Source organism: Kitasatospora arboriphila (assembly GCF_039528095.1).
Lineage (GTDB): Bacteria > Actinomycetota > Actinomycetes > Streptomycetales > Streptomycetaceae > Kitasatospora > Kitasatospora arboriphila.
Genome location: NZ_BAAALD010000048.1, coordinates 11,778 through 37,505, shown reverse-complemented (window position 1 = coordinate 37,505; position 25,728 = coordinate 11,778). Strand labels below are relative to the sequence as shown.

Annotated in this window: 25 protein-coding genes and 1 pseudogene; 11 read left to right on the top strand and 15 right to left on the bottom strand. The window is 74.4% G+C overall.

From position 1 onward, the window contains the following. Nucleotides 1-38: 38 nt before the first annotated feature. The 3 genes from ABD353_RS23455 to ABD353_RS23445 all read right to left on the bottom strand — a co-directional run bounded on the left by ABD353_RS23455 (nucleotide 39) and on the right by ABD353_RS23445 (nucleotide 3,315). Complete coding sequence (locus ABD353_RS23455) at nucleotides 39-836, bottom strand: GNAT family N-acetyltransferase (RefSeq protein WP_344625628.1); 798 nt, start codon at nucleotides 834-836, stop codon at nucleotides 39-41. Nucleotides 837-1,018: 182 nt separating this feature from the next. Beyond that, nucleotides 1,019-1,258, bottom strand: coding sequence for a DUF6296 family protein (locus tag ABD353_RS23450; protein ID WP_344625627.1), 240 nt, complete (start codon nucleotides 1,256-1,258; stop codon nucleotides 1,019-1,021). A gap of 167 nt (nucleotides 1,259-1,425) precedes the next feature. Further along, nucleotides 1,426-3,315 (bottom strand): arabinofuranosidase catalytic domain-containing protein, encoded by a 1,890-nt coding sequence (locus ABD353_RS23445; RefSeq protein ID WP_344625626.1) that lies wholly within the window; start codon nucleotides 3,313-3,315, stop codon nucleotides 1,426-1,428. 473 nt (nucleotides 3,316-3,788) lie between these two features. Here ABD353_RS23445 and ABD353_RS23440 point away from each other — a divergent pair, with 473 nt between their 5' ends. After that, nucleotides 3,789-4,193, top strand: coding sequence for a hypothetical protein (locus ABD353_RS23440; RefSeq protein WP_344625625.1), 405 nt, complete (start codon nucleotides 3,789-3,791; stop codon nucleotides 4,191-4,193). A gap of 123 nt (nucleotides 4,194-4,316) precedes the next feature. Further along, nucleotides 4,317-4,859 carry a hypothetical protein gene (locus tag ABD353_RS23435; protein ID WP_344625624.1) on the top strand — a complete coding sequence of 181 codons (543 nt, stop codon included), beginning with the start codon at nucleotides 4,317-4,319 and terminating at the stop codon, nucleotides 4,857-4,859. 66 nt (nucleotides 4,860-4,925) lie between these two features. Here ABD353_RS23435 and ABD353_RS23430 read toward each other — a convergent pair whose 3' ends face one another. After that, on the bottom strand, nucleotides 4,926-5,453 hold the full coding sequence (locus tag ABD353_RS23430) for a YrhB domain-containing protein (RefSeq protein WP_344625623.1): 528 nt from the start codon (nucleotides 5,451-5,453) through the stop codon (nucleotides 4,926-4,928). 211 nt (nucleotides 5,454-5,664) lie between these two features. Between ABD353_RS23430 and ABD353_RS23425 the strand changes: the two genes are divergently transcribed. Both ABD353_RS23425 and ABD353_RS23420 read left to right on the top strand, forming a co-directional pair. Further along, nucleotides 5,665-6,018, top strand: a complete 354-nt coding sequence (locus ABD353_RS23425; protein ID WP_344625622.1) for a YciI family protein — start codon at nucleotides 5,665-5,667, stop codon at nucleotides 6,016-6,018. Next, nucleotides 6,015-7,265 carry an RNA polymerase sigma factor gene (locus ABD353_RS23420; RefSeq protein ID WP_344625621.1) on the top strand — a complete coding sequence of 417 codons (1,251 nt, stop codon included), beginning with the start codon at nucleotides 6,015-6,017 and terminating at the stop codon, nucleotides 7,263-7,265. Before ABD353_RS23425 ends, ABD353_RS23420 begins: the two co-directional genes overlap by 4 nt. A gap of 243 nt (nucleotides 7,266-7,508) precedes the next feature. Here ABD353_RS23420 and ABD353_RS23415 read toward each other — a convergent pair whose 3' ends face one another. Further along, on the bottom strand, nucleotides 7,509-8,381 hold the full coding sequence (locus ABD353_RS23415) for an MBL fold metallo-hydrolase (protein WP_344625620.1): 873 nt from the start codon (nucleotides 8,379-8,381) through the stop codon (nucleotides 7,509-7,511). A gap of 424 nt (nucleotides 8,382-8,805) precedes the next feature. On the opposite strand from ABD353_RS23415, the gene ABD353_RS23410 reads away from it, so the two are divergent. Next, on the top strand, nucleotides 8,806-10,653 hold the full coding sequence (locus tag ABD353_RS23410) for a glycoside hydrolase family 15 protein (RefSeq protein WP_344625619.1): 1,848 nt from the start codon (nucleotides 8,806-8,808) through the stop codon (nucleotides 10,651-10,653). Nucleotides 10,654-10,749: 96 nt separating this feature from the next. Here the strand turns inward: ABD353_RS23410 and ABD353_RS23405 are convergent, their stop codons facing one another. Next, nucleotides 10,750-12,189, bottom strand: coding sequence for an MFS transporter (locus tag ABD353_RS23405; protein WP_344625618.1), 1,440 nt, complete (start codon nucleotides 12,187-12,189; stop codon nucleotides 10,750-10,752). Nucleotides 12,190-12,633: 444 nt separating this feature from the next. On the opposite strand from ABD353_RS23405, the gene ABD353_RS23400 reads away from it, so the two are divergent. Further along, nucleotides 12,634-13,086: a hypothetical protein gene (locus ABD353_RS23400; RefSeq protein WP_344625617.1), complete on the top strand. Its 453-nt coding sequence runs from the start codon at nucleotides 12,634-12,636 to the stop codon at nucleotides 13,084-13,086. Here the strand turns inward: ABD353_RS23400 and ABD353_RS23395 are convergent. Together ABD353_RS23395 and ABD353_RS40510 are read right to left on the bottom strand one after the other, a co-directional pair. Beyond that, nucleotides 13,076-13,540 (bottom strand): hypothetical protein, encoded by a 465-nt coding sequence (locus tag ABD353_RS23395; protein ID WP_344625616.1) that lies wholly within the window; start codon nucleotides 13,538-13,540, stop codon nucleotides 13,076-13,078. The genes ABD353_RS23400 and ABD353_RS23395 overlap by 11 nt on opposite strands. A 200-nt stretch (nucleotides 13,541-13,740) precedes the next feature. Then, a pseudogene (locus ABD353_RS40510) lies at nucleotides 13,741-14,184 on the bottom strand (DUF6461 domain-containing protein); the annotation flags it as partial. Between the two features lie 254 nt (nucleotides 14,185-14,438). Here ABD353_RS40510 and rox point away from each other — a divergent pair. Then, on the top strand, nucleotides 14,439-15,905 hold the full coding sequence (rox, locus tag ABD353_RS23390) for a rifampin monooxygenase (protein WP_344625615.1): 1,467 nt from the start codon (nucleotides 14,439-14,441) through the stop codon (nucleotides 15,903-15,905). A gap of 90 nt (nucleotides 15,906-15,995) precedes the next feature. Here rox and ABD353_RS23385 read toward each other — a convergent pair whose 3' ends face one another. Both ABD353_RS23385 and ABD353_RS23380 read right to left on the bottom strand, forming a co-directional pair. Further along, entirely contained in the window at nucleotides 15,996-16,415 is a 420-nt protein-coding gene (locus ABD353_RS23385) for an STAS domain-containing protein (RefSeq protein WP_344625614.1), read from the bottom strand. Between the two features lie 174 nt (nucleotides 16,416-16,589). Further along, complete coding sequence (locus tag ABD353_RS23380) at nucleotides 16,590-17,339, bottom strand: SDR family oxidoreductase (protein ID WP_344625613.1); 750 nt, start codon at nucleotides 17,337-17,339, stop codon at nucleotides 16,590-16,592. Between the two features lie 206 nt (nucleotides 17,340-17,545). Here ABD353_RS23380 and ABD353_RS23375 point away from each other — a divergent pair, with 206 nt between their 5' ends. Together ABD353_RS23375 and ABD353_RS23370 are read left to right on the top strand one after the other, a co-directional pair. After that, entirely contained in the window at nucleotides 17,546-17,902 is a 357-nt protein-coding gene (locus ABD353_RS23375; protein ID WP_344625612.1) for a hypothetical protein, read from the top strand. A gap of 171 nt (nucleotides 17,903-18,073) precedes the next feature. Beyond that, a complete protein-coding gene (locus tag ABD353_RS23370; protein WP_344625611.1) occupies nucleotides 18,074-18,592 on the top strand; it encodes a SixA phosphatase family protein in 519 nt (172 codons plus the stop codon). A gap of 24 nt (nucleotides 18,593-18,616) precedes the next feature. Here the strand turns inward: ABD353_RS23370 and ABD353_RS23365 are convergent, their stop codons facing one another. After that, entirely contained in the window at nucleotides 18,617-18,769 is a 153-nt protein-coding gene (locus ABD353_RS23365) for a hypothetical protein (protein WP_344625610.1), read from the bottom strand. Nucleotides 18,770-19,022: 253 nt separating this feature from the next. Here ABD353_RS23365 and ABD353_RS23360 point away from each other — a divergent pair, with 253 nt between their 5' ends. Further along, nucleotides 19,023-19,631, top strand: a complete 609-nt coding sequence (locus ABD353_RS23360; protein WP_344625609.1) for a hypothetical protein — start codon at nucleotides 19,023-19,025, stop codon at nucleotides 19,629-19,631. Nucleotides 19,632-19,665: 34 nt separating this feature from the next. On the opposite strand, the gene ABD353_RS23355 is transcribed toward ABD353_RS23360, so the two are convergent. Both ABD353_RS23355 and ABD353_RS23350 read right to left on the bottom strand, forming a co-directional pair. Further along, nucleotides 19,666-20,202, bottom strand: a complete 537-nt coding sequence (locus ABD353_RS23355; RefSeq protein ID WP_344625608.1) for an SUKH-4 family immunity protein — start codon at nucleotides 20,200-20,202, stop codon at nucleotides 19,666-19,668. A gap of 293 nt (nucleotides 20,203-20,495) precedes the next feature. After that, a complete protein-coding gene (locus ABD353_RS23350) occupies nucleotides 20,496-21,653 on the bottom strand; it encodes an FAD-dependent monooxygenase (protein ID WP_344625607.1) in 1,158 nt (385 codons plus the stop codon). Between the two features lie 72 nt (nucleotides 21,654-21,725). On the opposite strand from ABD353_RS23350, the gene ABD353_RS23345 reads away from it, so the two are divergent. Beyond that, nucleotides 21,726-22,283 (top strand): TetR/AcrR family transcriptional regulator, encoded by a 558-nt coding sequence (locus ABD353_RS23345; protein ID WP_344625606.1) that lies wholly within the window; start codon nucleotides 21,726-21,728, stop codon nucleotides 22,281-22,283. A gap of 153 nt (nucleotides 22,284-22,436) precedes the next feature. On the opposite strand, the gene ABD353_RS23340 is transcribed toward ABD353_RS23345, so the two are convergent. Together ABD353_RS23340 and ABD353_RS23335 are read right to left on the bottom strand one after the other, a co-directional pair. Continuing rightward, nucleotides 22,437-23,003 (bottom strand): hypothetical protein, encoded by a 567-nt coding sequence (locus ABD353_RS23340; protein ID WP_344625605.1) that lies wholly within the window; start codon nucleotides 23,001-23,003, stop codon nucleotides 22,437-22,439. 583 nt (nucleotides 23,004-23,586) lie between these two features. Beyond that, the gene (locus ABD353_RS23335) at nucleotides 23,587-25,602 is read right to left on the bottom strand and encodes a S53 family peptidase (RefSeq protein WP_344625604.1); all 2,016 of its coding nucleotides are present in this window, start codon (nucleotides 25,600-25,602) and stop codon (nucleotides 23,587-23,589) included. Between the last annotated feature and the right edge of the window lie 126 nt (nucleotides 25,603-25,728).

Below are 25,728 nucleotides of genomic sequence, written 5' to 3'. Positions count from 1 at the left end.
GCTCGGGCGGTCGCCGGCGCCCCGGGTGCGGCCGCGGGTCAGCGGCGGACGAGCTCCAGCGTGCTGCCCTCGCGCCGGGCCCCGGTGCCCGCGAGGAGGGCGGTGGCCGCCGCGTTGGACTCGTCCACCTCGGCGCGGACCCAGGCCGTCCCGGCCTCGTGCAGGGCGCCGAGCGCGTGGGCGAGCAGCGCCCGGCCGATGCCGCGGCGCTGCCGGTCGGCCCGGACGGCGATCAGCCCGATCCGCGGCAGCCGAAGGCGCGGCGTCACCCGGACGAGGCCCACGTAGCGGTCCCCCTCCTGCGCCACCGCGTACATCGACGGGTCGACCACGGTGTCCCCGGCCGGGCGGGGCAGGATCTCGGCCGGCATCGTCCGCCAGCCGGCGGTCGCCTCGACCTCGTCGCGGACGACCCGGTCCAGGGCGCGCAGCGGGCCGTCCTCCGCGGATCCGGCGGGGAGGATCGTCACGCCGTCCGGGCACGGCACGTCGCCGAGACCGGTGACCCGGGGGTCGGTGGGCACCAGGTGGCCCCACTCGCGGCGGGCCGGGGTGAAGCCGAGCCGTCCCCAGGCGGACGCCTCGTCGTGGTCGGCTTCGTCGACCAGGGTGTGGAGCGGTTGCGGCAGGTCGGCCAGCATGGCGTCGGCGATGCGGTCGAACGCGGCGCCGTGCCAGGCGTCGATGCTGACGAACAGCCGTCCGTCGGGCCGGAGCGAAGCGTCGCCGGTGCCGGCCACGACACCGTCCTCGACGGCCTGCCACTGCGTGTCGGAGACCCGGGTGACCCGGACCGCACGGTCGTCCCCGACCGGGGTGGAATGCGAAGGATTCATGGGAGTTGCCTCTCGGGAGTGCCAGCGATCAGGCGCCCCCGGCGACACCTCGGTCAGTCGCCCGCCGCAACGGAGATGGGGAGCACCCATACGGATACAGCCTTCACGGGTGTCACCTCCTCGGTCGTCTCACGGCTGCCCAGACGCTACCAGCCCGCCCCGCCGGGCCCAACCGGTTTTCCTCAGTGCAGCAGGACGGCGTGCACGGGCGTGTCGGGCACGGGCCGGCCGACCAGGTCCAGGACGTGCACGAGGCCGCCGTCCTCGATCTCCACCCGGACGGCGCGGTCGGCGTCCTCGTAGACCGGGTGGCCGTGCGGGCCGTACCCGGCCTGCCGTTCCACCACCACGGTGTCCTGTTCGCCGTGGGACCCGGCCGGTCCCGGGAAGGTCAGCATCCAGCGGCCCGTGTCCGGTGCCACGACGATCACACCCTCTCCACCACGGCGGTGCCCCGGCCTCCATTGTCCGGCCGGGCCGGGCCGCCGTGCACCCGCCGGTGGCGGCCGGCCGCGGCGTCGCTGCTCACGGCCCCTCCCGGGGGGCGGCGGGGTTGCGGTCGCCCGCCTCCCCCACCGCCCGTCCGGCATCAGTTCAGGGCGAACTTCTGGGCCGCGGATCCGTTGCAGTCCCAGATCTGCAGCCGGGTGCCGTTGCCGGTCGTGCCGTTCGGCGCGTCCAGGCAGCGGCCGGACTGCGGGTTGCGCAGCGAGCCGTCCGCCTGCTGCACCCACTTCTGACCGCCGACCCCGTTGCAGTCCCACAGCTCGACCTGCGTGCCGTTCGCCGTCCCGTTCCCGTTGACGTCCAGGCACCGGCCGAGCGTGCTCAGCGAGGTGTCGCCGTTGTGGTACCAGTGCTGGTCGAGGGCCCAGGACTGGCAGTCCCACAGCTGGACGGCCGCGGAGTTGCCGCCGCTGTCGTCGGCCGCGACGTCGACGCACTTGCCGCCGGGCCCGGTGACCGGGGCGCCGCCGTTGACGGAGAACCTCTGGGCGGCGGATCCGTTGCAGTCCCAGATCTGCAGCCGGGTGCCGTTGGCGGAGGCGCCGTTCGGCGCGTCCAGGCAGCGGCCGGACTGCGGGTTGCGCAGCGAGCCGTCCGCCTGCTGCACCCACTTCTGACCGCCGACCCCGTTGCAGTCCCACAGCTCGACCTGCGTGCCGTTCGCCGTGCCGTTGCCGTTGACGTCCAGGCACCGGCCGATGGTGCCGAGCGAGCCGTCGGCGTTGTGCGTCCAGTGCTGGTCCTCGGCCCAGGCCTGGCAGTCCCAGAGCTGGACGCCGGTGCCGTTGACGCCGGTGTCGTCGGCGGCGACGTCGACGCACTTGCCGCCCGGTCCGCCGACGGTGCCCTGCGGGCCGTTGGGCACGTTGGTCTGGCCGGTGTAGCCGACCGAGACGATGTTCGCCTGGACGGCGTTCTCGGCGGCGTCGGTCGGGTAGCCGGCGACCATCGCGCCCTCGAAGAAGGTGCCCTTGTTCCAGTTGCTGTTGTCGCCGCCGGTGCCCAGGATGATGCCGCCCTCCTGGTGCATGGGCAGGTAGCCGCCGCGGGTGGGCAGCGAGCCGTTCCACCAGGTGGTCAGCGCGCCGGTCTGCGAGTTGCCGCCCTTGAGGGCGTAGGTGCGCTGGCCGTCGTTCTTGAGGACGGCGGTGACGTACGGGGTGCTGTTGCCGCGGTTCGCGGTGTTGGAGCCGTTGTCGCCCTGGAACATGCCGTTCTCGAGGTCGGCCTCGATCCACGGGCCGGAGCCGCTGCACGGCGGGAAGTAGCAGGTGGTGGCGATGGAGACGGCGTCCATGTGGCCGTTGCCGGTGTCGGCCGGGGTGGACTCGGCGTTGCCGTAGTCGAAGCAGCAGTCCGCGCCGACGTGGGTGCCGCTGGCGACCATGTAGACGCCCTCGGGCTGGCCGTCGACGGCGACGCCGGAGGCCCGGCCGGTGTAGCGGTAGCCGACGCCGGGCGAGATCCAGATGCCGTAGACCTTGTGGCCGCCGGCGGTGACCGCGATCTCGCTCGCGTCGGCACCGCGGTCGGCGCCCATGCCGGCGGTACCGGCCGGGCCGGGCAGGAGGTCGTTGTGACGTGCCGTCTGGTCGTAGACCTTGGTGATGCGGCAGGTGCTGCCGCCGCAGAACACGTCCTGCTGGGCGGCGTTGGCGTAGCCGCCGGGGCTCAGCAGTCCGATGTCGGCGCGGGCGCCGTCCGAGGCGCGGGTGACCTGGTACAGCGGGCCGCTGTAGGAGGAGGCGAGGGCGCGCACGGTGCTGTGCGCGGCGACGCAGGGTGTGCCGGCTGCGGCGTAGATGTCGCAGGGCAGCGAGCCCGCGGCGTGGGACTGGCCCGGCAGGCCGAGCAGTCCGGCGAGGGCGAGTCCGAAGGCGGCCACGGCGGCCACCAGGACCCTCGCGTGGCGCAGGGTGCCGCGAGCGGCGGCGGGGACGGCCCGTGGGGCGGCCGGCCTCAAGTCGCGCATGAGGTGCTCCTGACACTGTGGTGGGGGTGGATCTGCGAGCGGTACGGCTCGGCCGGGAGGCGGCCCTCCTCTCCGGACGGGGGCGGCGAGCCTGCCCAGACGGTAGGAGAAGCGGGCCGCCCGGGGAAGGTATCCAACGATGGAAATTCTGATGGATCATCAAATCCGCTGGTCACGACGGGAGAACTCGAAGCTTTCGCCGAGCCACCCGGAGGAGGGGTTCGAGCCGTTCCAGACAAGGGAGTTGACATTGCTTCATGTGGGCGTGATGCTGCGACCGGCGATATTCCATCGATGGAAATAATCGTCCCGCGTTCACGGTCGGCGGCCTCCGCCCGCCGCGCGCCCCACCCGTCGCCGCGCGGTCCGTCCTGCCGGTCCGCCGCCCCGTGTCACGTTCCGCCCGCCTGCGTCGTCCGCCTACCGGCACGCAACCGAGCGACCCGCCGCGAGGCAGACAAGGGGACGGCACCATGGACGGACGGACGACGACGGACCGACGCGGCCTCAGGTTCCTGCAGACCTCCATCGCCCTGCAGACCGCGGCCGTCTTCTTCCAGGCGGTCACCGCCGGACTGCTGCTCTCCTCCCCCTCGCAGGAGGTGCTGCACAGCGTCGGGGCACGCGTGATGTACGGCGCGTCGATGCTGTACGTGCTCGCCGCGGTCCTCGCGTGGCGGCCCGGCGGCGCGTCGCCCCGCCGCATCCTGCACGCCTCGGGCTTCCTGGCGCTCGCCTCGGTCCAGGTGGTCCTGGGCATAGCGCACCGGCCCGCGCTGCACGTCCCGCTGGGCATCCTGATGTTCGGCCTGAGCCTGCTGGACCTGGCCCGGGCCCTGTCCACCCGTGCGCCCGGGCACGTCGCCGCCCGGCCCTGACGGCCGCACCGAGGGGACGGCCGCACCTAGGACGGCCGCGCGGTGGGCGCCCGCGGCCTCCCCTGCGGTCGGCGGCGAAAAACCCGTGGTCAACGCCCGCGTCCGCCCGGCACCATGCACGCCATGCACCCCCTGCACCCCATGGACCCCATGGACGGGGCCTTCACCCTGGCCTGGCAGCACGCCGTCGGCCACGTCCTCCCCGAGGACCTGCCGATGGCCGCCGCCCGGCTGCTGGCGGACGGCCTCGACTCCCCCGCCCTCCGCGACCTCGCCGGACGCCACCGCCACGAGGACACCCGCGAACTCGACGCCCTGCTCCACCGGTCCCTGGCCGAACTCGGCGTACAGGCACCGGACCACGACACGGCCGAACGCTGCCTGCTGCACCACCTGGCCGCCCTCCTGGTCGCCGGCGACCTCACCCCCGAGGAGGCCGCCGTCCGGCTCTGGCACGGCATGGCGGAGACGGCGACCGAAGCAGAGGCCCGCTTCCTGGAGATCGCTGTCACGGAGGACTACTACGTCCACGACCCGGAGTACCACCGCCCCGAGGAGGTCCGCTCCTGGCGCACCCGCCTGCGCACCGCAGCGGTCGAGCTCGTCGCCGCCGAGGACAACCCGCCGGCCCCGGCCCGGCATTCGGCACGCGGGCGGGCGCACTGACGGTGGATCACCGGCGGTGCCGGGCGCGGCGGGGTGCGGACGGGCCTCGTCGGCGGGGTGCGGCCCTCACCCGGCCGGCCCGCTCAGCCTGGGGACGGGGAACGGGTCGGCGGGTGCGGGGTTCCAGGTCAGGTCGACCAGGGCCTGCGGCGGGTCGCCTCCGTCGGCCATCGCCCGGACGTAGGCCGTGGCCTGGCCGATGCCGAGGACCGGCGCCTGCCTGCGCAGGTGGCGGACGGCAGCGGTCGGCCCGTCGGCCCGCAGGACGGCACGGACGGCCGGGGCCAGCGGGTCGGGCAGGTCCGGCGGGCGGACGCCCCTGTACTGCCAGAGGAAGTGCTTCTCCCAGCCGTCCGCCACGGCTTGGAGCGGCAGCAGGTAGACGCTTCCGTCGTCCTTGTCGACCAGGTACGGGCCGCCCCCGACGAGCTTCTTCCTCGGATCGCGGGTGCGGATGCACTCCACCGTGTCGCAGTGGACCAGCCATCCCAGGGCGTGCTCCTGCACCCCGTCGACGGCGACCTCCGTCCCTCCCTGCCGCTCCTTCACCAGGAGTGCCTCGACCAGCTCGACGGCGCCTTGTTCGGTGATCACCCGTCCATGGTCCGCCACGGCGCAACCGGATTTCCGGCGCCGGTACGGCCGCTCCGGCGGGGCCGCACACGGTCGGCCCGGATCCGCGACAGGATGCCCGTCAGGGCCCGCGACGGGACGGCCGGGAAATTCTTCGGGCCGCCCTGTCGATTCCGCTGCAGCCCGTTCGTCATACCTGCACGACCGACCCGAACCATCGAGGAGCTGCACCGTGAAGTACCTGCTGCTGATCAACACCCCGGCACCCGACTCCACCGAGGAGCGGCCGGCCGGGGAGCCGACCGTGGAGGAGTTCATGGCGTACGAGAAGGCCGTGACCGACGCCGGTGTCAGGCTCGACGGCAATGCCCTGGACCTCGTGAACGCGACCACCGTGCGGGTCCGCGTGGACGGCGAGCGGGTGGTGACGGACGGGCCGTTCGCCGAGACCAGGGAGATCGTCGGCGGCTACTACCTGCTCGACGTCCCCGACCTGGACGCCGCGCTCGACTGGGCGGCCCGGTGCCCGGGCGCCCGGTACGGCACGGTCGAGGTCCGCACCGTCTGGGAGCCGAACCAGTCGTGAACGAGCGGCGGGCGGCCCGCTCCGTGGAGGCGGTGTTCCGCGAGGACCGGAGCAGGCTGCTCGCCCTGCTCGCCGCGAGGTTCGGCGATCTGGACCTGGCCGAGGAGACCGCCTCGGAGGCGGTCGAGGCCGCGCTGCAGCGGTGGCCGGTCGACGGCGTCCCGGACAAGCCGCTGGCGTGGCTGCTCACGACGGCCCGCCGCAAGGCCGTCGACCGGATCCGCCGCGACCGGGCGTTCGCGGAGCGGCTGGCGCTGCTCCAGCTGGAGAGCGACCGGGCGGCGGCCGTCGTCCCCGAGCCCGGCTTCGACGACGTCCCGGACGAGCGGCTGCAGTTGTTCTTCACCTGCTGCCATCCGGCGCTGTCGCCGGAGGCGCAGACCGCGCTGGTGCTGCGGTTCCTCGCCGGCCTGACCACGCCCGAGGTCGCCCGGGCGTTCCTGGTGCCGACGGCGACGATGGCGCAGCGGATCGTCCGGGCGAAGCGCAAGATCCGCAGTGCGCGGATCCCGTTCCGCGTCCCGGGGCCGGAGGAGCTGCCCGGGCGGCTGCCGTCGGTGCTGCGGGCGGTGTACCTCGTCTTCACCGAGGGGTACGCGGCCAGCGCCGGCGACGGCCTGCTGAGGCCCGATCTGGCGGAGGAGGCCGTCCGGCTCGCCCGGATCCTGCACCGGCTGCTCCCGGCCGAGCGGGAGGTGGCGGGGCTGCTGGCGCTGCTGCTGCTCACCGATGCCCGGCGGGCCGCGCGGACGGACGCCGCCGGGCGTCAGGTGCTGCTGGAGGACCAGGACCGCTCGCTGTGGGACGCCGACCTCGTCGCGGAGGGGCAGCGGCTCCTCGTCCCGGCGCTGACCGGCCCCGGGGTCGGGCCGTACGCGGTGCAGGCGGCGATCGCGGCGCTGCACGACGAGGCGGCCGACATGGACAGCACCGACTGGCCGCAGATCGTCACGCTGTACGACGTGCTGCTGGGGATCGATGGGTCGCCGCTGGTGGCTCTGAACCGGGCGGTGGCCGTCGCCATGCGGGACGGTCCGGAGGAGGGCCTCGCGCTGCTGGACGGCCTGGCCGGTGCGGAGGAGCTGCGCGGCTACCACCTGCTGCCGGCCGCCCGGGCCGATCTGCTGCGCAGGCTCGGCCGCACGGCCGAGGCGGCCGCCGCGTACCGGGCCGCACTGGCCCTGGTCGGCAACGAACCGGAACGGGCCACGCTCACCCGCCGCCTCACCGAACTCGGCAGGCCCTGAGCCGGCGGGGAACACGAGCCCGCCGCCGGGGTCGTGCCGGTGGGCCCCGGGTCGGCGGCCGGGCGCAACCCGTTGTCCGTCCCGCGGGCGGGCACCTGCGGCGGCGGTTCGCCGTCGGCCCCTCGGGGGCATGACGTTCCGTCGGGTGCCGGGGTGTCCCGTTCGTCGGGCTCCCGTCCGCCGGCTCCGCCGCCGGTGAGGTCGGTCGGCGGGCTGCGCCGGGATGGTCGGCCGCTCGTGCGGTCAGGGCTGCGGGTCGAGGGGTGCGGCGGCGGTGGCGGTGGCGCCCGCGGGTGCACCGGGGGCGGCGAGGTCGAAGGGGTCGTGGGCGCAGACCAGTCGGATCTCGTCGGCGTGGGTGCGGCGCAGTTCCCGGAGGCGTTCGAGGGTGTCGCGGCGGGCGCCGTCGTCGATGGCCACGAGGCGCTGGAAGGCGGTCAGGCCGGGCGGGCGGCGCACGGGGCCGGGAGCGACGTCGGTGTGCGAGAAGTAGGCGTCGCCGCAGTGCAGCAGCCAGCGGTCGGCGGTGCGGACGGCGACGCCGCTGTGGCCGCGGGAGTGGCCGGGCAGCGGCACCAGGAGGAGGTCGGGGGTGTCGCCGGGCAGGATCGGCACGGCCGGCAGGCCGTACCAGTCCTCGGTGGCGCCGTGGCGCGGGTGTTCGACCCAACGCGGGTTGTGCGCCCACTGGGCGGGGCGGTAGCGGTCGCGTTCGCCGCGGGTGGCGCGGGCGCGGGCGGCGCGGAGTTCCTCGTCGAGGACGTGGATCCGGGCGTGCGGGAAGTCGCTGATCCCACCGGCGTGGTCGAGGTCGAGGTGGGTCAGGACGATGTCGCGGACGTCCTCGGGGCGGTACCCGAGGGCGCGGATCCGGTGCAGTGCGGTGTGCGCGAGGTCGAGGCGGGGCCGGACCATGGTGAGGAACTGCCGCCCGAGCCGGCCGGGGTCGGCGACGTCCGCGGTGCCGAAGGCGGTGTCGACGAGGATCAGCCCGGTGGGGCCTTCGATCAGCAGGCAGTGCGCGGAGAGCCGGCCGACCAGGGGTCCGCCGCTGCCGAGCAGCAGCCGGCCGCCGAAGGGGCACATGGTGGCGCAGTCCAGGTGGTGCACGCGCATGCGGCCTCCAGGCCTCTCGGACGCGGGCGGGCGTCGTGACGGTGCCGACGGTTCACGGGCGGTACCCGCGGGTGGCGGGCGGTGCCCGTGGTTGCGGGCGGTGCCGGGCATCGGTGCCGCGCGGCAGCGTACCAGCGGGTAGGAAGCGGACGGCACCCTGCGGCACCGGGGTCCGGCGGCAAGGGCCCCACGGCGCCGGGGTCCGTGCGAAGTGGCCGGGGCGGTTCGCCGCCGCAATGATGGGCAGATCCGGTCGATGGCCCCGAGCCGGTCGCGGCGGACGTCCCCGCGGCACTCGGGTCCCGGACGGAGGGTGCGGCCGGACTGCCCGCCCCCGCCGGCGGCCCGGTGCCGGATCCGGGACGGTCGCGGCGCGGCCCGGGGCCGTTACGGCCCCGCCGGTGCGGCGGGCCGAGGAGGCGCTGTGAACGACTACCCCCCGATCGCGGACCACGGCATCGTCGGTGACCTGCAGACGGCGGCTCTGATCGCCGCCGACGGCACCGTCGACTGGTGGTGCACCCCCCGCTTCGACTCCCCCAGCGTGTTCGCCTCACTGCTGGACAGCGACCGCGGCGGCTTCTGCCGGCTCGCCGCCGATGCGGGTCCCGAGGCGACCGTCCGCCAGCTGTACCTGCCGGACACGGCCGTCCTGATCACCCGTTTCATGGCGCCCGGCGGGGTCGGCGAGGTGGTCGACTTCATGCCGCCGGATCCGTCGCCGACGCCGTCCACCCATCACCGGCTGATCCGGGCGGCGCGGGTGGTGCGCGGCAGTCTGCCGTTCGAGCTGCTGTGCCGGCCGCGCTTCGATTACGGCCGGGCGGCGCACGGACTGACCCGGCTCGACGACGGGTCGGTGCTGTTCCGCGGGCCCGGCACGGACCTGCACCTGCAGGCGACCGCGCCGATCGCGCTGCACCCCGACGGTACGGACGTGTCCGCCCGGTTCACGCTGCACGCCGGCCAGCGCGCCGCCGTGGTGCTCACCGCCGAGTCGGGCGAGCCGGGCACGCTCAGCGGCCGGCCGGGCGGTCCGGCTCCCACCGCCGAGAGGATCACCGCCGAGTTCGAGGCGTGCACCGGGTTCTGGCTGCACTGGCTGCGGTCCTGCCGCTACCGCGGCCGCTGGCACGAGATGGTGACCCGTTCGGCGATCACCCTGAAGCTCCTGACGTACGCCCCCACCGGCGCGCCGATCGCCGCCGCCACCATGGGCCTGCCCGAGCAGGTCGGCGGGGAGCGGAACTGGGACTACCGCTACACCTGGGTGCGCGACGCCTCGCTGTCCGTCCGGGCACTGATCGACCTCGGCTTCGTCACGGAGGCGAACGCCTTCCGCCGCTGGCTGCGGGACCGGCTGGACGCCGGCGGGACGGCCTCGGGCGAGCCGCTGCAGATCATGTACCGGGTCGACGGCGAACCGCACCTCACCGAGGAGGTGCTGGAGCACCTGGAGGGCTACCGGCGCTCCGCGCCGGTGCGGGCCGGCAACGCCGCGGCCGGCCAGATCCAGCTCGACATCTACGGCGAGGCCGCGTACGCCCTCGCCCAGGCCGTGGACACCGGCGCGATCCGCGGCTGGCGCGCGTTCGCCGGGGTCGTGGACTGGCTCGCCGAGAACTGGGACCGACCCGACGAGGGCATCTGGGAGACCCGCGGCGGCCGCCAGAACTTCACCTACAGCCGCCTGATGACCTGGGTCGCCTTCGACCGGGCGATCCGGCTGGCCACCGCACACTCCCGCCCCGGCGACATCGCCCGCTGGCAGGCCGAACGCGACACGGTGTTCCGGCAGATCGTGGACCGCGGGTGGAGCGAGAAGCGCAGCGCCTTCGTCCAGCACTACGACACCGACGTCCTCGACGCCTCCCTGCTCCTCATGCCGAAGGTCGGGTTCCTCAGCCCGAAGGACCCGGAGTGGCTCAGCACCCTGGACGCCATGGACGGCGAACTCGTCAGCGACAGCCTGGTCTACCGGTACGACCCCGCCGCCTCGCCGGACGGTCTGCGCGGCTCCGAGGGCACGTTCAACCTGTGCACCTTCCTGTACGTGGAGGCGCTCGCCCGGGCCGGACGGCTCGACCAGGCCCGTTACGCCTTCGACAAGATGCTCACCTACGCCAACCACGTCGGCCTGTTCGCCGAGGAGATCGGCCCCTCGGGCGAGCAGCTCGGCAACTTCCCGCAGGCGTTCACCCATCTGGCCCTGATCGACGCGGCCCTCGCCCTGGACGAGGAACTCGACCGCGCCGAGGGCCGCACCGGCTGACCGCACACACCGCCGGCCGCTCCGGGCTCTCCCGCGGCGGCCGGAGGCGTGCCGGCGCCGGGTCGTCCGGGGCCGTCCGGCTTGTCCGCGGCGGGGTCACTGCTGCTGCGGGGCTCCGGGCGCCGCCACCGCCTCGGGTCCCGCCGCTGCGGGCCGGCGGACCCGCGGCAGCAGGAACGCGGCGGCCAGCCCGCCCAGGCCGACGACCCCGAGCACCGCCATCGCCGCCGCGTACGCGCCCTTGCTGAGCCCCGACACGAGGATGGTGCCGGCGACGGCCGTGCCGAGCGAGGAGCCGAGGTTGGAGATGCTGCGCGACAGACCGGAGATCTCGCCCTGCTGCGACTCGGGGAAGCACGACTGGACGACGTTCACCGACGGGGTCAGCATCACGCCCAGGCCGAGGCCGATCAGCAGCAGGCCGGGGGCGAACGCCCAGGCGCTGGGCGATCCGGCGACCAGCGCCAGCAGCACGGCGATGCCGGCGATCGTCACCACGAAGCCCGCCATGATGAGGGTGCGCTGCGGACGGCGCCGGGCCAGCTTCTCCGCGGCCAGCGAGGAGGCGAGGATGCCGAGCGTCGCGGCGGTGAAGATGACGCCGGTCTGGATCGCGTCGTAGCCGCGGACGACCTGCAGGTAGGCGGCGACGGTGAACGAGACGCCCATCAGCATCAGCCACTGGGTGTTCTGGGTGACCAGGCCGAGGTCGGAGGTGCGGTTGTGGAACAGCGACGTCGACAGCAGCGCCTCCCGGCCGGCCCGCTCCCGGCCGCGCACCCAGGCGAAGAAACCGGCCAGCACCAGCGCACCCGCCACCAGCAGGCCGAGCGCCAGCCAGCCGTTGTTGTCGACGGCCAGGATGCCGGTCACCAGCAGCACCAGGCCGGCCGCCGAGAGCACCGCACCCACCGTGTCGAAGGGCCGGGCCGGGTCGGGCGGCAGCGGGTCGGCGATCCCCCGGCTGAGCACCACGATCACCACGATCACCAGCGCCTGGAAGACGAAGGCGGCCCGCCAGCTGATCGCACTGGTGATCAGACCGCCGATCAGCGGACCGGCTGCCGCCCCGATCCCGCCCATCGCCATGATCGCGCCGAACGCGCGGGCCCGGGACGCCGTGTCGGTGAACAGCAGCGTCGTCAGGATGTAGACCGGCGGGATCAGCAGCGCGGTGCCGACGCCCTCCAGGATCGAGTTCCCCAGGATCAGCACGCCGAGGCCGGGCGCGGCGGCGCTGAGCACCGCCCCCACGCCGTACACCACGAGCCCGGCCAGCAGGCAGCGCTTGCGGCCCCACTTGTCGGTCAGTTTGCCGCCCGGGATCATCAGCGCGGCCATCACCAGCAGGAAGATGGTGATGGCCACCTGGACGCCCTGCACGGTGGTGTCCAGGTCCTCGCTGATGTCGTTGATCATCACGTTCATGTTGGAGCCGGCGAAGCTGCAGATGAACTGCGCCAACGCCAACGGGGCGAGGACGCGCCGGGCCCCCGCCGTACGCCCTGCGGCCCCCGCTGCTGCCGTTCCCGCCATGCCGTCACCCGCCTGTCCGCGCCCGACACCCAGGGCCGCAGCTGCGCCGTCCGCACCTGCCGGGCACGGCGCGACGCGGCGGCCACCACGACCGTCGCACGAACACCCACCCGGCACGACCTCGGACACGCGGCAAGGCGGGGGTGACAACGGCATCAGCCGGCACTGCCGGCCGGACGGCCCTCCGGTCCGATCCAGGAGCGGGGCGACGGCGCCCGGTTCCGGATGCGCGGCGCCCTGACGACGGTGTGCGGGCGGAGCCCGGCGGGTCACGCGGGCCGGCGAAGCCGATCCGGGCCGGACGGCGTCACGGTCTCATCACGAGTTCGGAGGATCTGGGCAGCTTTGACGCCCCTTGATCCGGTAAGGGGAGGATTGTGCCCAGCGTGATCGTCCCTATGCTCCGGCCGTCCACGATGATCGGCACCAGGCCCAGGAGCACTCGTGCACGCCCCACGCCGGGCCCTCACCGGCCTCGCGGCCGCCGCCCTCGCCCTCTCCCTCGCGTTGACGGCCGGTTGCTCCGCCGGCGCGTCGGAGCAGCAGTTGCAGTACGAGACCGACTACAGCAACCACCCGCACCTGGAGGTGACCGGCTACCCGACGACCGAGACGCTGGGCGTGGTGCAGCGGGTCGTGTGGGGAATGGCCGACGGCACGGCGGAACGGCTCGCGGACCTGGCCCACCCGGAGGGCTCCGACGCAGCACACCGCGCGACCGCCGCCGACTGGATCCGCGAGTACCGCAAGGGTGCCCAGGGCAAGGTGACCGCCGAGTTCCAGGACGACCCGATGGAGCGTCAGAGCGTGCAGCTCACCTTCCACGACACCGGCCAGGCCACGGTCCTGGACCTCCGCCCCGACATCGAGACCGGCTGGCGAGTCGTCATGAAGTGACGCCGGCCACCGGCGCCGCGTCCGCGCCGACTCGGAAGGCCGGCGGCCGACAGGTCCCGTCCCCGAAGACGACGGCGGCCGGGACGGCGGCGAACTCCTCACGGACGTGACCGCCGTGACCCGGGCCGTCGACGTGGGGCGCGATCAGGTCGAGGAGGGCCAGGAGGTCGCCCACCATGTCGTCCAGCCGGAGGTTGCGGCTGAACAGGCCCCAGGCATGGCGCTCCCCCTCGGCCGTGAAGCCCCGGGACCGGCGCCGCAGGGAGGCGACGTCCCCGCCGGGCAGCCGGCTGTCCGGGTCCGGGCGGAGCACCGCGTACGCGTGCTCCTCGGGGTCCGGTCCCGCCGGACGGTCGGCGTCCAGGCCGAGGTGCCACCGAAGGGCCGCCAGAACGCCGTCGGGCGTGTCGTCGCGGAGGAAGCAGCTGAGAACGACTTCGTCGCGCAGGCCCACGGCCCGCAGTCTGCCGTGCGGCCCGGACACGGCGCGCGTCCGGCCCGTCCCACGGTCAGCCGGTCACCGGTCAGTCCGGGACGATGCCGCCGAGCAGTTCGCCGGAGAAGACGGCCTCGTACGGGAGGTCGACGCCGAAGGCCTTCTCCGCGAGGAGCAGCATCCCGGCGACGCCGGTGGGGGGGCGGCGCGTCCGGGGAGGGGTCCGGCGAGGGGTCGAGTCCGACCTCGGCCATGGCGGTGAGCAGCCACTCCGGCGTGCTGCCGTGTCTTCGGGAGGGCGCTCCCGGGTCGAAGCCGCAGGCGGGTTCGGTGTCCTCGCAGTAGGAGAACCACGGGATCGTCTCGGTCTTGACGACGAAGGCGCGCGTGCCGGCCGAGACCGCCTCCAGGACGCCCGGCTGCAGCGCCTGGGCGGTCCATCGCTGGACCGCGAAGTCCCAGCCGTCGTGTTCCCCGCCCCGGATCATGACGATGCCCTCGGTCAGCTGCCGGTCCAGGGCGTCGTCCTCGTCGATCCGGTCGATCGACTCCTCCTCGCAGCCGAGCCGGAGCAGCAGGCTCCGCGCGTCCAGCCCTTCGGCGAAGGTGACGGAGAATCCCGTGTCGTACGCCTGCGGGAGCCACGCCAACCCGCCGTCCACCGGAACCCCTCCCCCGCCGGGCAAAACAACGGGCAAGGAGCTCGCCCGCTCCTTGCCACTCTCAACATATAGCGCACGGGGGGCCTTGCGGCAAGGCCCCGGTGGTGCCGCAGAATTCTCGACCGGAGCCGGGTCGGGCGGGAATCGGCGCGTGGCGGAAATCGGCTCGGGGAAATTCCGGAAATCCGGGCCGTACGCCGCCGGAACGGCCCGGAAAGGCCGGCTGTGGGGATATCGGCGCGAAGGGGTGCTCAATGATTGATGTCATCGTGGTCGGCGGCGGGCCGACCGGATTGATGCTGGCCTGCGAATTGCGGCTGCACGGGGTGCACACGGTCGTGCTGGAGAGGTCGGCCGAGCGGTCGGAGCAGTCCCGTGGGCGCGGTCTGCACGCGCGCAGCGTCGAGATCACGGACCAGCGCGGCCTGCTGGAGCGGTTCGCCGCGGCGGGCGAGCGGTTCCAGGTCGGCGGGTTGTTCGGCGGTGTGGTGAAGCCGTGGCCGGCCGGGTTGGACACGGCGCACCCGTACGGTCTCGCCACCCCGCAGCCGGCCACCGAGCGGCTGCTGGAGGAGCGTGCGGTCGAGCTGGGGGCGGAGATCCGCCGGGGCTGCGAGGTGGTCGGCGTGAGTCAGGACGGGGACGGGGTGGGTGTCGGGCTGGCCGACGGCACGCGGCTGCGTTCGCGCTACCTGGTCGGCTGTGACGGCGGCCGCAGCACCGTGCGCAAGCTGGTCGGCATCGGGTTCCCGGGTGAGCCCGCCAGGGTGGAGACGCTGCTGGGCGACGTGGAGGCGGCCGAGGATCCGGCGGTGATCGCGGCCGTCGTGGAGGAGGTCCGCCGGACCCAGCTGCGGTTCGGGGTGACTCCCGACGTGGACGGGCAGGCGGGGCTGTACCGCGTCGTCGTGCCCGCCGACGGGGTGGCGGAGGACCGGACGGCCGCGCCGACGCTGGAGGAGTTCAGGCGGCGGCTGCGGGCGGTCGCGGGCACCGATTTCGGCGTGCATTCGCCGCGCTGGCTGTCCCGGTTCGGCGACGCCACCCGGCAGGCCGAGCGCTACCGCTGCGGGCGGGTATTGCTGGCGGGCGACGCGGCGCACGTCCACCCGCCGACCGGCGGACAGGGGCTGAACCTGGGCCTCCAGGACGCGTTCAACCTCGGCTGGAAGCTGGCCGCCGAGGTCGCCGGATGGGCCCCGGAGGGGCTGCTCGACAGCTACCACGCCGAGCGGCACCCGGTGGGCGCGGCCGTGCTGGACAACACCCGGGCGCAGATCACCCTGCTCGGGACGGATCCGGGGGCGGCCGCGCTGCGCGGGCTGTTCTCTCGGCTGATGGACTTCGAGGAGGTGAACCGGTACGTGACCGGGCTGATCACGGCGGTCGACGTCCGCTACGACGTCGGTGGGGGCCACGAGCTGCTCGGCCGGCGGATGCGGGACGTGGCACTGAAGCGCGGACGCCTCTACGATCTGATGCACGGCGGCCGTGGGCTGCTGCTCGACCGGACCGGCCTGCTGTCGGTGGCGGGCTGGGCCGACCGGGTCGACCACGTCGTCGACGACGGCGAGGAGCTGGCGGCGCTGGGGGTGGCGGCGGCGGTGTTGCTGCGGCCGGACGGCCATGTGGTGTGGGTCGGCGACGACCAGGACGGCCTGCTCGGCAGCCTGCCGCGGTGGTTCGGCGCCGCCTCCGCCGACCGGGGCCGGGCCGTCTGAGGGGTGCCGCCCGATCCGTTCGGTGGTGACGGACGGGTCCCGGGCCCGCCCGGGTGTTCTCGGGTGGGCCCGGACCGGTGCGGGGCGCGCTCAGACGGGCGCCCGTACGGCGTCCGGGCCGATGTCGAGGTGGTCGGCGACCAGCTGCAGGGTGTCGGTGAGGACCATCAGCCGGTCGAGTCCGGCGGTGGACGCGGCGAGGCCGACCGTGTGGCCGGACTTCCGGGCGTACTCGCAGGCCCGTGCGAGGGCGGCGACACCGGCCTCGTCGCAGGCCACGACGGCACGCAGGTCGAGGGCCAGACCGTCCGGGCAGGCACGTGCGGCCGACAGCAGCGCCTCCGGCAGGTCGACGGCGCAGCGGTCGTCGAGGGTGCCGGCCATCAGCAGCAGGGTCACCGGGCCGCCGGCCGCCAGTTGCAGCGACAGCGCACCGTCGGCGAGGGTCCGGACACCGAGCGGGCTCGCGTCGGGCCGTTCGGGAGTCCTGCGTCCGTCGTGCGGGAGCATCGCACCACCTCCCTGCTCTCCGGTGATCCTGCCCGCACCAGATGGTTCGAACCCGATGGACCGGGCCCGGCGCCCGGGTCCCCGGGATTCTCATCTGTGCAGCCGGGGCGGCGGGTTGGAGGATCGCACCAGGCCGCGCCGGGCGGGAGGCAGCGGGAGGCAGCGGGCCGCCGCTCACCGCCCGGCGGGCCTGGCCCGCAGCCATTGGTCGAATTCGGCGGCGACGATGCGCTCGTCGTGGACGTCGGCGGCGGCGTCGGAGGCGAGCCAGACGACGGGCGGGCCCATCACGGACGGGTCCAGGAATTCCCGGTTCCCGGCGGTCGCGTCCGGGGGCAGCATGCCCGTGGCGGTCGGCCCGCCGGGCAGCAGCAGGTTGACGGTGACGCCCGTGCCGCGCAGGTCGGCGGCCATGATCCGGGAGAGCGACTCGCTGCCGGCCCGGGACGGCCCGTAGGGGACGAAGCCCGCCCGGTGCATGGTGGAGGTGCTCACGGCGATGTTGACGACGCGTCCGCCGCCGGCGGCCAGCATCCGCGGCACGGTCTCGCGCGCCGTCAGGAAGTAGCCGGTCAGATTGGTGTCGACGACGTCGCGGAAGCCGTTCGCGGACACCTCCCAGAAGGGCCGCGGGTCCGTCATGAAGTGCGGGTTGACGGTGCGCATGCCGATCCCGGCGTTGTTCACCAGCATGTCGAGGCCGCCGAGCCGCGACCACGCCTCGTCGACCGCCCGGGCCACCGATGCCTCGTCCCGGACGTCGAGTCCGATCCCGACCGCGCCCACGCCCGGCAGCGCCCCCGCGGCGGCTGCCGCCCGCTCGGCGGACCTGCCGGTCAGCGCGACCCCGGCGCCGGCGGCGGCCAGCGCCGCGGCCATGGCGTGTCCCAGTCCGCTCGTCCCGCCGGTCACCAGCACCTTCACCGGACCACCCCGTTCGTCGAAGCTCCCATGCCGCGACGCTAGGTGCTGGAGGGCCCTCCAGGTCAACCGACCGGCCGTCGAGGGGTCGGCTGCTCCGTGCCTGCCCGGCGAAGATGAGTACGCGTGCTCAGCCGCGGGCCGGCGCGGCACGGCAGGCTCGGACCATGCGCCGACCGTTGCCGGGACTCGTTCCCCCTCTCCTCCTCATGATCTCCGCGGTTGCGGCCTGGGCCGTCTGGCTGGGCTGGGACCAGCACCGCGACGTGCACCCCGACGGTTCGGTCTCCGGCCCGTACGAGGCCTGGCAGGTGATCGGGCTGGTCGTGACCCTGCTGGTTCCGATGTGCTGGGCAGCGGCGCGCCACCGGGTGGCGGGTGCCGTGGTCGGCACCACGGCCGGGCTGACCGCCGCGGCCTTCGTGGACTGGTCCGACGATGCGAGCGGTCTCTTCCTGGTCGGCGTGGGGACGGTCATGGTGGGGAGCCTCGTGGCGACCTCGGTCGTCGCCGCGCTGGTCGCCTCGCTGACGCGGTCGGGACGCTCGCGCCCGTCCGCGGGGTGACCTCACCACGGCCGATCCGCCCGTCCCGGCCCGGACCTGACCGGCCCGTACGGCGGTCGGCGTCGTGGGTCGCCCCCTTTCGGGTGAGGGACCCGGTGTCATGACGGGTCCCTGACGGAGCGTCATTAGTGTCGGGTCGACCGCTTCGTCGTGGAGGAGGAGGACACCACCGTGGGCACCGACGCACCGCGCAGGATCGTGCTGACCCGGCACGCCAAGGCCGAGCCTAACGGCCCGGACGACCACGAGCGGCCGCTGGCCGACCGCGGCCGCCTGGAGGCACCGGGGACGGGCAGGTGGCTCGCCGCGGCCGGGATCGCACCCGGACTCGCACTCGTGTCGACCGCCCGGCGGGCCAGGGAGACCTGGGAGTTGATCGTCCCCGAGCTCCCCGCCCCGCCACCGGCCGTGTTCGAGGACCGCGTCTACGAGGCGGAGGTCGCCGATCTCCTCGCCCTGGCCGGCGAGACCCCCGACGAGGTGTCCGGGCTGCTCGTGCTCGGCCACAACCCCGGCGTCCACGAGCTGGCCGACGCGCTCGTCGGCGAGTCCGACGGCGACCTCCTGGACCGGATGGACGCGTCCGAGTTCCCCAACAGCGCCGTCGCCGTCCTCGAGTTCACCGGCTCCTGGAAGGACCTCGACGCGGGCCTCGCCCGCCTGGTCGCGTTCCGGACCCCCGAGGGCTGAACCGCCGGCCTCCGCCAGGGCGGCTCAGCGCGGCCTGGCGTGCCGGGCGACCCCGTCGTGGCGGTGCCGCGCGGCGGGCCGCTCGCCGCGGTGGCGGGCCTGCCGCCCGGGAGCGGTGGCCGTCAGCACGGCCGCCAGGACGAGCGGGGTCAGCAGCAGGACCATCACGGTGTTCACGGCCACCTCCGGAGTCGCTCTCGCCGGTCGGACGCCGCACGCCTGCCCGCATTCCGGCCCGCCATGCCCGCCGCGCCCGCCATGCCCGCCGCGCCCGGCCTGCACCCGACAGGGGCCGCTGCGCGGCCCGGGAGCCCCCGGGTGTCGGCACGGTGCGGCACACTCCGACCGGGTCGGCAGCCGGGAGGATCGACGGATGGCATCGGACGTGCAGGGGCCGGGCGCACAGGAGCCGGGCGGGCAAGGGCCGGGCATGGAAGCGACGCGGCCCGTGTGGGCCCTGGACCCGTTGGAGGGCGTCGGGCCGCTGCGGTTCGGCATGCGGGCCGAGGACGTCGCCTCGGCACTGCCGGACGCCCACGAGCCGGGCCGCTTCGAGGCCGAACCCCACTGGCCGGAGATCCTCGGCATCCGCTTCGGCTTCCGGCCCGCGCTGCCGGCGGTGTACGCCTACTTCGACGGGACCGGCCGGCTGTTCTGCGCGGCGGCCGACGCGGCCCACGGACCGCAGGTGGTCCTGGACGGGCTGGAGTTGACCGGCCGTCCGCCCGCTCTGCTGCAGGACGCGGTGCACGATCTGCCCTGGCCGGAGGGCTCCGGCGTGCGCTACGGGCCGCGCGGGAACCCGGCGGTCCCCGCGGTCGGCCTCGTCCTGCGGGTGCAGCAGACCACGGGCGGTGTGCTCACCCGGCCGGTGCTGGTGGGCCGGGGGCGGGCCGACCGCTGTGCCGACGATTCGGAGGGACGGGTGCCGCAGTGCGAGTGGCTGGGCCGTCAGTGGCCCTACCCCGACTGCCCCGCCGTCCTTCCGCCGCCCGACCACGAACCGGTCTGGCCGCGGGGCTGGCGGCCGCCGTTCTGAGCGGGCGTTCCGCACCGGTGCGACCCGGCCGGCGTCACCAGAGCCACCGGTCGAGGATCGCCGGCCAGGTGAAGTCCTCGTAGCCTTCGAAGGCCGCGGGGTCGATCTCCCTGAGGTCGTCGGCCAGGGCCTTCAACTCGTCCAGGGCGGCGTCCTCGTCCTCGAACGGGTCGTCGAGCACCCGGGACCGGCTGAGGTGGCGCCCGAAGTGGTGGAGGGACAGCAGCCACCGTTCGACCGAACCGTTGGCGAACCGGGCCTCCCCCGTCCACCCGATGTGGTGGACCTCCCCGGTGACCGGCTGGACACCGAAGGCCTGCCAGAGGTCCGAGCCCGGCGTCCGGGCGACCGTGAGCCGGTAGAACCGTCGGCCGTCGGACGCCACCAGCTGTGGGGAGGACCCGTCCTGGTACGGAACGTCGGTGACGATCTGCTCGGTGATCGGGACTCCGACGCCGGTCAGCAGGTGCTTCGCCGCGGACGGGACGTCCCACCCGGCGACGGTTCGAAGGCTCGCGCGATGGACGTTGCCCGGCCCGGCCCAGGCGGCGAGGTCTGCGTGGGTGACCATGGTGTCCATTCTCCGGTGTGCGGCGGTGGTGGCCCTGGCCGAGCGGTGCGAGTGCCCCGGCGGCGGCCCGCAGGATATCGCCGCCGACGGATCCGACGACGGATCCGACGACCAGGTCGACCGGCCCGATGCCGGGCGGTGCGGTGCACGGGACGGTCACCCGCACTGAACGGGCTCCAGGCGCGCGGGACCCGCCGGACGAGTCGGAGACGGAGCAGCTCACGGCCCTGATCTCGCGGCTGATCGCGGACCGCTGACCGCCGGCCGCCGCGGCTCCGCCGCCGGCGACCCGGTCAGCCCAACCGTGGCGGATTCCAGTCGTGGTGGCGGAGGATCATCCGCACCGCTGCGCCGGAGGGCGTCAGCCGCATCGCCGTGTTGCGCAGGGCGACGGCGAGCGGGCGTGAGAGCTGATGGCCCATCCGTCCGGCCTGCCGGGCGGCCCGCGCGACCGTCTGGCTGCGCGGTCTGCGCTCGGCGTCGTAGCGGGCCAGCGCGGTCTCGACGTCGGGTGCGGCGGCGAGGGCGGCGGTCAGGGTGACGGCGTCCTCCAGTGCCTGGCAGGCGCCCTGCCCGAGGTTCGGGGTCATGGCGTGCGCCGCGTCGCCGAGCAGGGCGATCCGGCCGGCCGTGTAGCCGGGGAGCGGTGTGCGGAGCTCGTGGACGTCGTGGTGCAGGACGGCGTCGGGCCGGGTCGCGTCGAGCAGGGCAGGGATCGGCTCGTGCCAGCCGCCGAACCGCCTGCGCAGTTCACCGAGCGGGTCGGCGAACCGCGTCCCGGCGGGCAGGGTGAGGACGGCGTGCCATTCGGCCCGTCCGTCCCGCAGGGCGATGTGGCCGAACTCGGCGGCCGGGCCCCAGGTCAGCTCGAAGTCGGTGTCGAGGTCGACCGGCCGTTCGGTGAGGGCCCGGAGCACCGTCGACCCGCTGTGCTCCGGACCGGGGTGGGCCGGGAAGAGCGAGCCGCGGACGGTGCTGCCGATGCCGTCGGCCGCCACCACCAGGTCGGCGTCGAGGACGGTGTCGCCGAGGTCGACGCGGACCGTGCCGGGCGCGATCTGCCGGACCGGGCCGGCCTCCCGGCCGATCAGCAGCGACCCGGCGGGCAGCGCCTCCCGGAGCAGCCGGTGCAGGACGGCCCGCGGGATGCCCATGATCGGCGCACCCACCGCCCGTTCCAGCGCCGCGCCGTCCATCCGCGCGAGCCACCGCCCCTCGGGGGTGCGGGTACCGCCGGCGTACTGGCCGCGCGCGGCCTGCCGGACCGGTCCGCCCACGCCGAGAGCGTCCAGCGCGCGCAGGCCGTTGGCGGCCAGGGAGATGGCGGCCCCCGCGTCGCCGAGCACGGGTGCGCGCTCGACGACCGTCACCTCCCAGCCGATGCGGTGCAGGCCGATCGCGGCGGCCAGTCCGCCGATGCCGCCGCCGACGACCACCGCCGTGCCGCCCATGCCGAACCCCCGATCTTCTACATCTGTAGAAGGCCGACCCTACCCGAACCGCTACAGGTGTAGAAAGGACCCATGGCTACGGATCGGCGCACCCTGCTCGCGGACGCGGCCCTCGACGTCCTCGCCGACGAGGGGATGCGCGGGCTGACCCACCGTGCGGTCGACCGGCGGGCGGACCTGCCGACCGGCACCACCTCGGCCTACTACCGCACCCGGGCCGCGCTGCTCACCGCACTCGTCACCCGCCTCGTCCACCTCGACCAGACGGAACTGCAGACGGCGGCCGAGCAGTTCCCGTCGATCCGCACCGCGGACGAACTGGTCGCCGGCCTGGTGCTGCTCACCCGGCAACGCCTCACCGGCCAAGGCCGCCGCCGCTCGCTCGCCCGCCACGCCTGCGCCGTCGAGAGCGTGCGCGACCCCGAGCTGCGGGAGATCCTCGTCCCCCGCGAGAACGCCGGCCGCGAAGCCGTCCGGCTGTTCCTCGCCGGCCACGGCGTCGAGGACGTCGAAGGCCGCACCCACACCCTGCTGACCTGCGTCGACGGCCTCGTCTTCGACCGGCTGGTGAGCGGCGGCGAGGTGCGGCCCGAGGAACTCGAAGGGCTGGTCGCCGCCGCCCTGCGGTAGACCGGCGAAGCCGGGCATCTCTCGTACCCGGGTGGCGCTCCGGTGTCTTCTCCGGTCGGCCGAGCGATCCGTTCCAGCCGTTCGTCACCGTTCTGTTCCAGGGCCCGCCGCCCTGTTCCAGGGCCGGCCACCGGGGCCTCCCGGCCGACCGGTTCACAGCACTGGGTCGGCGTGAGTGGCGTCCACCATGGAACCACCCGGGCTTCCGACGGGAATGAGGTTCGGAATGTTCCGGAGGATGTCGGGACTGTGCTCGTTCGACGGATCGCGCTCGACCGTGATGGTCACCTGGTAGGCGATCCTGAAGATGCTGGCCTTCGCGATCCCGATGCGGAGTTCCAGCAGCAGACACAACGGTGGGCCACCGGAGCCCATCAGGTTGGGCTGCGTACGGAGTTGCGGCGCCGAGGAGTCGATGAAGGCGATCACGCCGTCCTGACCGATGACTCTCAGTCCTGCGAGTGAGGCCGTCACCACCGGTGTTGCCCGGACGCCGTTGAAGTCCTGGATCGCCCCGGCGGTCGGAATCCCCCCGTGCCCCGAGTCGCCGTAGGGCACGAAGGCCACCACAGCGTCATTGCGCGGCGCAGTGCTGCTCGCGTCGAGGGCGATCGTGCCGGTGTGGACGATCTGCAGAGCGTCGGATCCGTCGGGGGCCCGGTAGGGGACGAACAGGTGCTGTGGTTTCATCACGTCTTTCGTCGGAATGAGGACCGACATGACCGCTCCCTGAAGGTTCGGGGGAAGGGCGCCGGCCGGATCTCCGTACCTGTGCGTGCAAGCATCTGGCCGACGCGGACTTCTTGCGGTTCGCGCGGGCTCGCGCGTTCGGACCGCCTGCGGCCGCTCGGCAGGACAGCCTGCGAAACCCGGCGACGGACGTGAGCCGGACCGGTATCTCCATCCTGGGTCGCGCCGTCCGTGCTGTCCACCACTGGCTCCGCCCCTGCGGCCCGGGGCCGGTCCTGGACGCGAAGCCACACGGTCCGGACGGTCACGGGGCGTTGTCGCGGCACCGGTCCCGCTCACCGTCCGGATTCCACCGGCTGCCCACGCCGGCACGGCCGATCCGGCACGGCCGATCCGGGACGGCCGATCCGGGACGGGCGCCCGCCGGTTCGCGGGCCGTCGCCGAGCGGCTCGGCTTCACCGTCGAGGGGACGCTGCGCAGTTGCGGCATCGCCCACGACGGGCCGGCCGCACGACTGGTGGGTGGGCGGGCTGCCGGGGCCGTGAGGCCCCGGCCGCGCCGACGGCGGTACCCCACGGGTCGGCGACCCGTGGGGGTACGGGGCACGGCCGGTCAGTCGGTGTCGTGCCGGCCGGGGCGCCGGTCGGGCGGGCAGTCGTAGGAGGTCAGGTAGTCGGCGGTCGGGCTGCCGACGCCGGTGACGGCGTCGTAGCCGCGGTCGGCGACCAGCGAGGTGTCGTGGCCCATGGTGCGCAGCGAGGTGGTGGTGCCCTCGCTCGCGTCGACGGTGTTGTTGAAGTCGACGCGGACCTGGGCGAGTTCGGTGCCGGGGCCGAAGGGGTGGTCGACCACGTCGTGGTAGGCGGCGCTGCCGTAGCGGGCGTAGATCGAGGGGTTGGCGAAGCCGATCGGGGAGCCCTGGGCCTGCTGGGCGAGGGCCTGGAGGGCGGCGACGACCGGGCAGGCGAGGCTGGTGCCGCCGATCCGGTACTCGCTGTAGCGGGCGCTGCCGTCGGGGAAGGTCTGGGTCTGGCCGACCAGGAAGCCGGTGTTGGGGTCGGCGACGGCGGCGATGTCGGGGACGACCCGGTTGCGGCCGCCGTTGGCGCCGGACAGCGATTGCGGGACGACGCCGCGCTGGTAGCGGGGCTGCGCGAAGCGGGCGCTGGTGCCGCCGCCCGCGCCGCCGTTGAAGGTGCCGGGGAGGTCGGTCCAGCTGGTGCCGTCCGCGGAGAGGACGGACTTCAGCGTGCCCCAGCCGGTTTCGAAGCGGTACGCGTCGGAGGCGTCCAGGGCGAGCGAGGTGCCGCCGACGGCGGTGACCCAGGGCAGCGAGGCCGGCATGTCGGTCTGCTTGGTGCCGGTGTCGGCGAGTTCGTCGCCGGAGTCGCCGCTGGAGAAGTAGAAGCCGATGCCGGTGGCGGCGCCGCGCTTGAACAGGTGCTGGTACACCCGGTCGAAGGCGGGGTCGCTGGCGTTCTCGGGCTCGCCCCAGGAGTTGGAGACGATGTCGCCGAGGTGCTGGTCGACGACGCGGTCCAGGGCGTCGACGAGGTCCTGGTCGTAGCAGGAGGAGGCGCCGACGTAGGAGATGTCCGCGTCGGGGGCGACGGCGTGCACGGCCTCGATGTCGAGGGTCTGCTCGCCGTACCAGCCGGCCGCGTCGCAGCCGTCCGGGTCGACCTCCGGCGGGGCGGTGTGCGTCCACACCGCCGGGTCGTAGCGCAGCAGTTTGTCCTTGGTGTAGGGGGCGTCGCCGTGCTCGGCGGCGTAGCGGGTGACGTCGTCGCCGATGGTCGGGGAGTCGTAGGCATCGACGACGGCGACGGTGACGCCGCGGCCGGTGAGGCCGGTGGCGGCCGCGCCGTACGCGCTGCGCAGCTGGGTGCCGTTGAGGCCCTGGATCACGTAGGGCCGGACGGCTCCGTAGGCCGCGGGCGTGCCGGTGGCCGGGTTGGCGCCGAAGTAGGCGGAGAACGGGCCGGAGTTGACGAAGGCGCTGCCGGGGCCGGGCAGGGTGTCCTGGGGCTTGGGCCGGCCGGGCCGGACCTTGCTGGGGGCGGTGTTGAGTCCGGTGACGCTGAGCACGTCGTCGGTGAGGTCGGCGGGCACGGTGACGTCGCCGGCCGGTGCCCGGTAGCTACGGGTGCCCTTGCGGTAGGTGTGCAGTTCGGTGCCGAAGGCCCGTTCGGCGTCGGCGGCGTCGCCCTCGGCGGTGAGGTAGTGCCGGTTGGTCGAGGTGACGCGCAGGCCGGAGGAGTGCAGCCAGCGGCCGACCTTGTCGCTCTGCGCGTCGCTGCTGCCGAACCGCTCGGCCAGCTGCTGCGGCGTCAGGAAGTGCCCGTACTCGTCGGAGGCCGGGTCGGAGACCTGGCGGGCGAAGGCGTCGAGGCCCTTCTGGTCGCGGCCGGCGAGGTAGACGCGTACGGTGACGGGCGCGTCGGCGCGTTCCCTGCCCTGGTCGGCGGCGGAGCGGGTCCAGTTCGGTGCCGTGCCGGGGACGGCCGCGCGTCCGTGCGGTGCCGGGGTGTCCGCCCGCGCGGGCGTGCCCGCCGCGGTGGCGGCCAGGAGCGGCAGCACGGCCATGACGGCCAGTCCGGTTCTGGAGCACGACAGGCGGATGCGCATGCGGGTCGGCCTTCCGGTCGGGGATGCGGGAACGCGTGCCCGGGCGGTCCGTCGGCCCGGCCACGCTGGACGGCCTCGACGCTAGGGTGGCGCGCCACGCGGATCGTGCAGCCCCGATGCGACGCA

Excerpts from the sequence above, each read along its gene's own strand:
- ABD353_RS23455 (WP_344625628.1), bottom strand. The coding sequence starts at position 836 with ATGAATCCTTCGCATTCCACCCCGGTCGGGGACGACCGTGCGGTCCGG.
- ABD353_RS23445 (WP_344625626.1), bottom strand. The coding sequence starts at position 3,315 with ATGCGCGACTTGAGGCCGGCCGCCCCACGGGCCGTCCCCGCCGCCGCT.
- ABD353_RS23440 (WP_344625625.1), top strand. The coding sequence starts at position 3,789 with ATGGACGGACGGACGACGACGGACCGACGCGGCCTCAGGTTCCTGCAG.
- ABD353_RS23435 (WP_344625624.1), top strand. The coding sequence starts at position 4,317 with ATGCACCCCCTGCACCCCATGGACCCCATGGACGGGGCCTTCACCCTG.
- ABD353_RS23415 (WP_344625620.1), bottom strand. The coding sequence starts at position 8,381 with ATGCGCGTGCACCACCTGGACTGCGCCACCATGTGCCCCTTCGGCGGC.
- ABD353_RS23405 (WP_344625618.1), bottom strand. The coding sequence starts at position 12,189 with ATGGCGGGAACGGCAGCAGCGGGGGCCGCAGGGCGTACGGCGGGGGCC.
- rox (WP_344625615.1), top strand. The coding sequence starts at position 14,439 with ATGATTGATGTCATCGTGGTCGGCGGCGGGCCGACCGGATTGATGCTG.
- ABD353_RS23385 (WP_344625614.1), bottom strand. The coding sequence starts at position 16,415 with ATGCTCCCGCACGACGGACGCAGGACTCCCGAACGGCCCGACGCGAGC.
- ABD353_RS23375 (WP_344625612.1), top strand. The coding sequence starts at position 17,546 with ATGATCTCCGCGGTTGCGGCCTGGGCCGTCTGGCTGGGCTGGGACCAG.
- ABD353_RS23360 (WP_344625609.1), top strand. The coding sequence starts at position 19,023 with ATGGAAGCGACGCGGCCCGTGTGGGCCCTGGACCCGTTGGAGGGCGTC.
- ABD353_RS23355 (WP_344625608.1), bottom strand. The coding sequence starts at position 20,202 with ATGGTCACCCACGCAGACCTCGCCGCCTGGGCCGGGCCGGGCAACGTC.
- ABD353_RS23350 (WP_344625607.1), bottom strand. The coding sequence starts at position 21,653 with ATGGGCGGCACGGCGGTGGTCGTCGGCGGCGGCATCGGCGGACTGGCC.
- ABD353_RS23345 (WP_344625606.1), top strand. The coding sequence starts at position 21,726 with ATGGCTACGGATCGGCGCACCCTGCTCGCGGACGCGGCCCTCGACGTC.
- ABD353_RS23340 (WP_344625605.1), bottom strand. The coding sequence starts at position 23,003 with ATGTCGGTCCTCATTCCGACGAAAGACGTGATGAAACCACAGCACCTG.
- ABD353_RS23335 (WP_344625604.1), bottom strand. The coding sequence starts at position 25,602 with ATGCGCATCCGCCTGTCGTGCTCCAGAACCGGACTGGCCGTCATGGCC.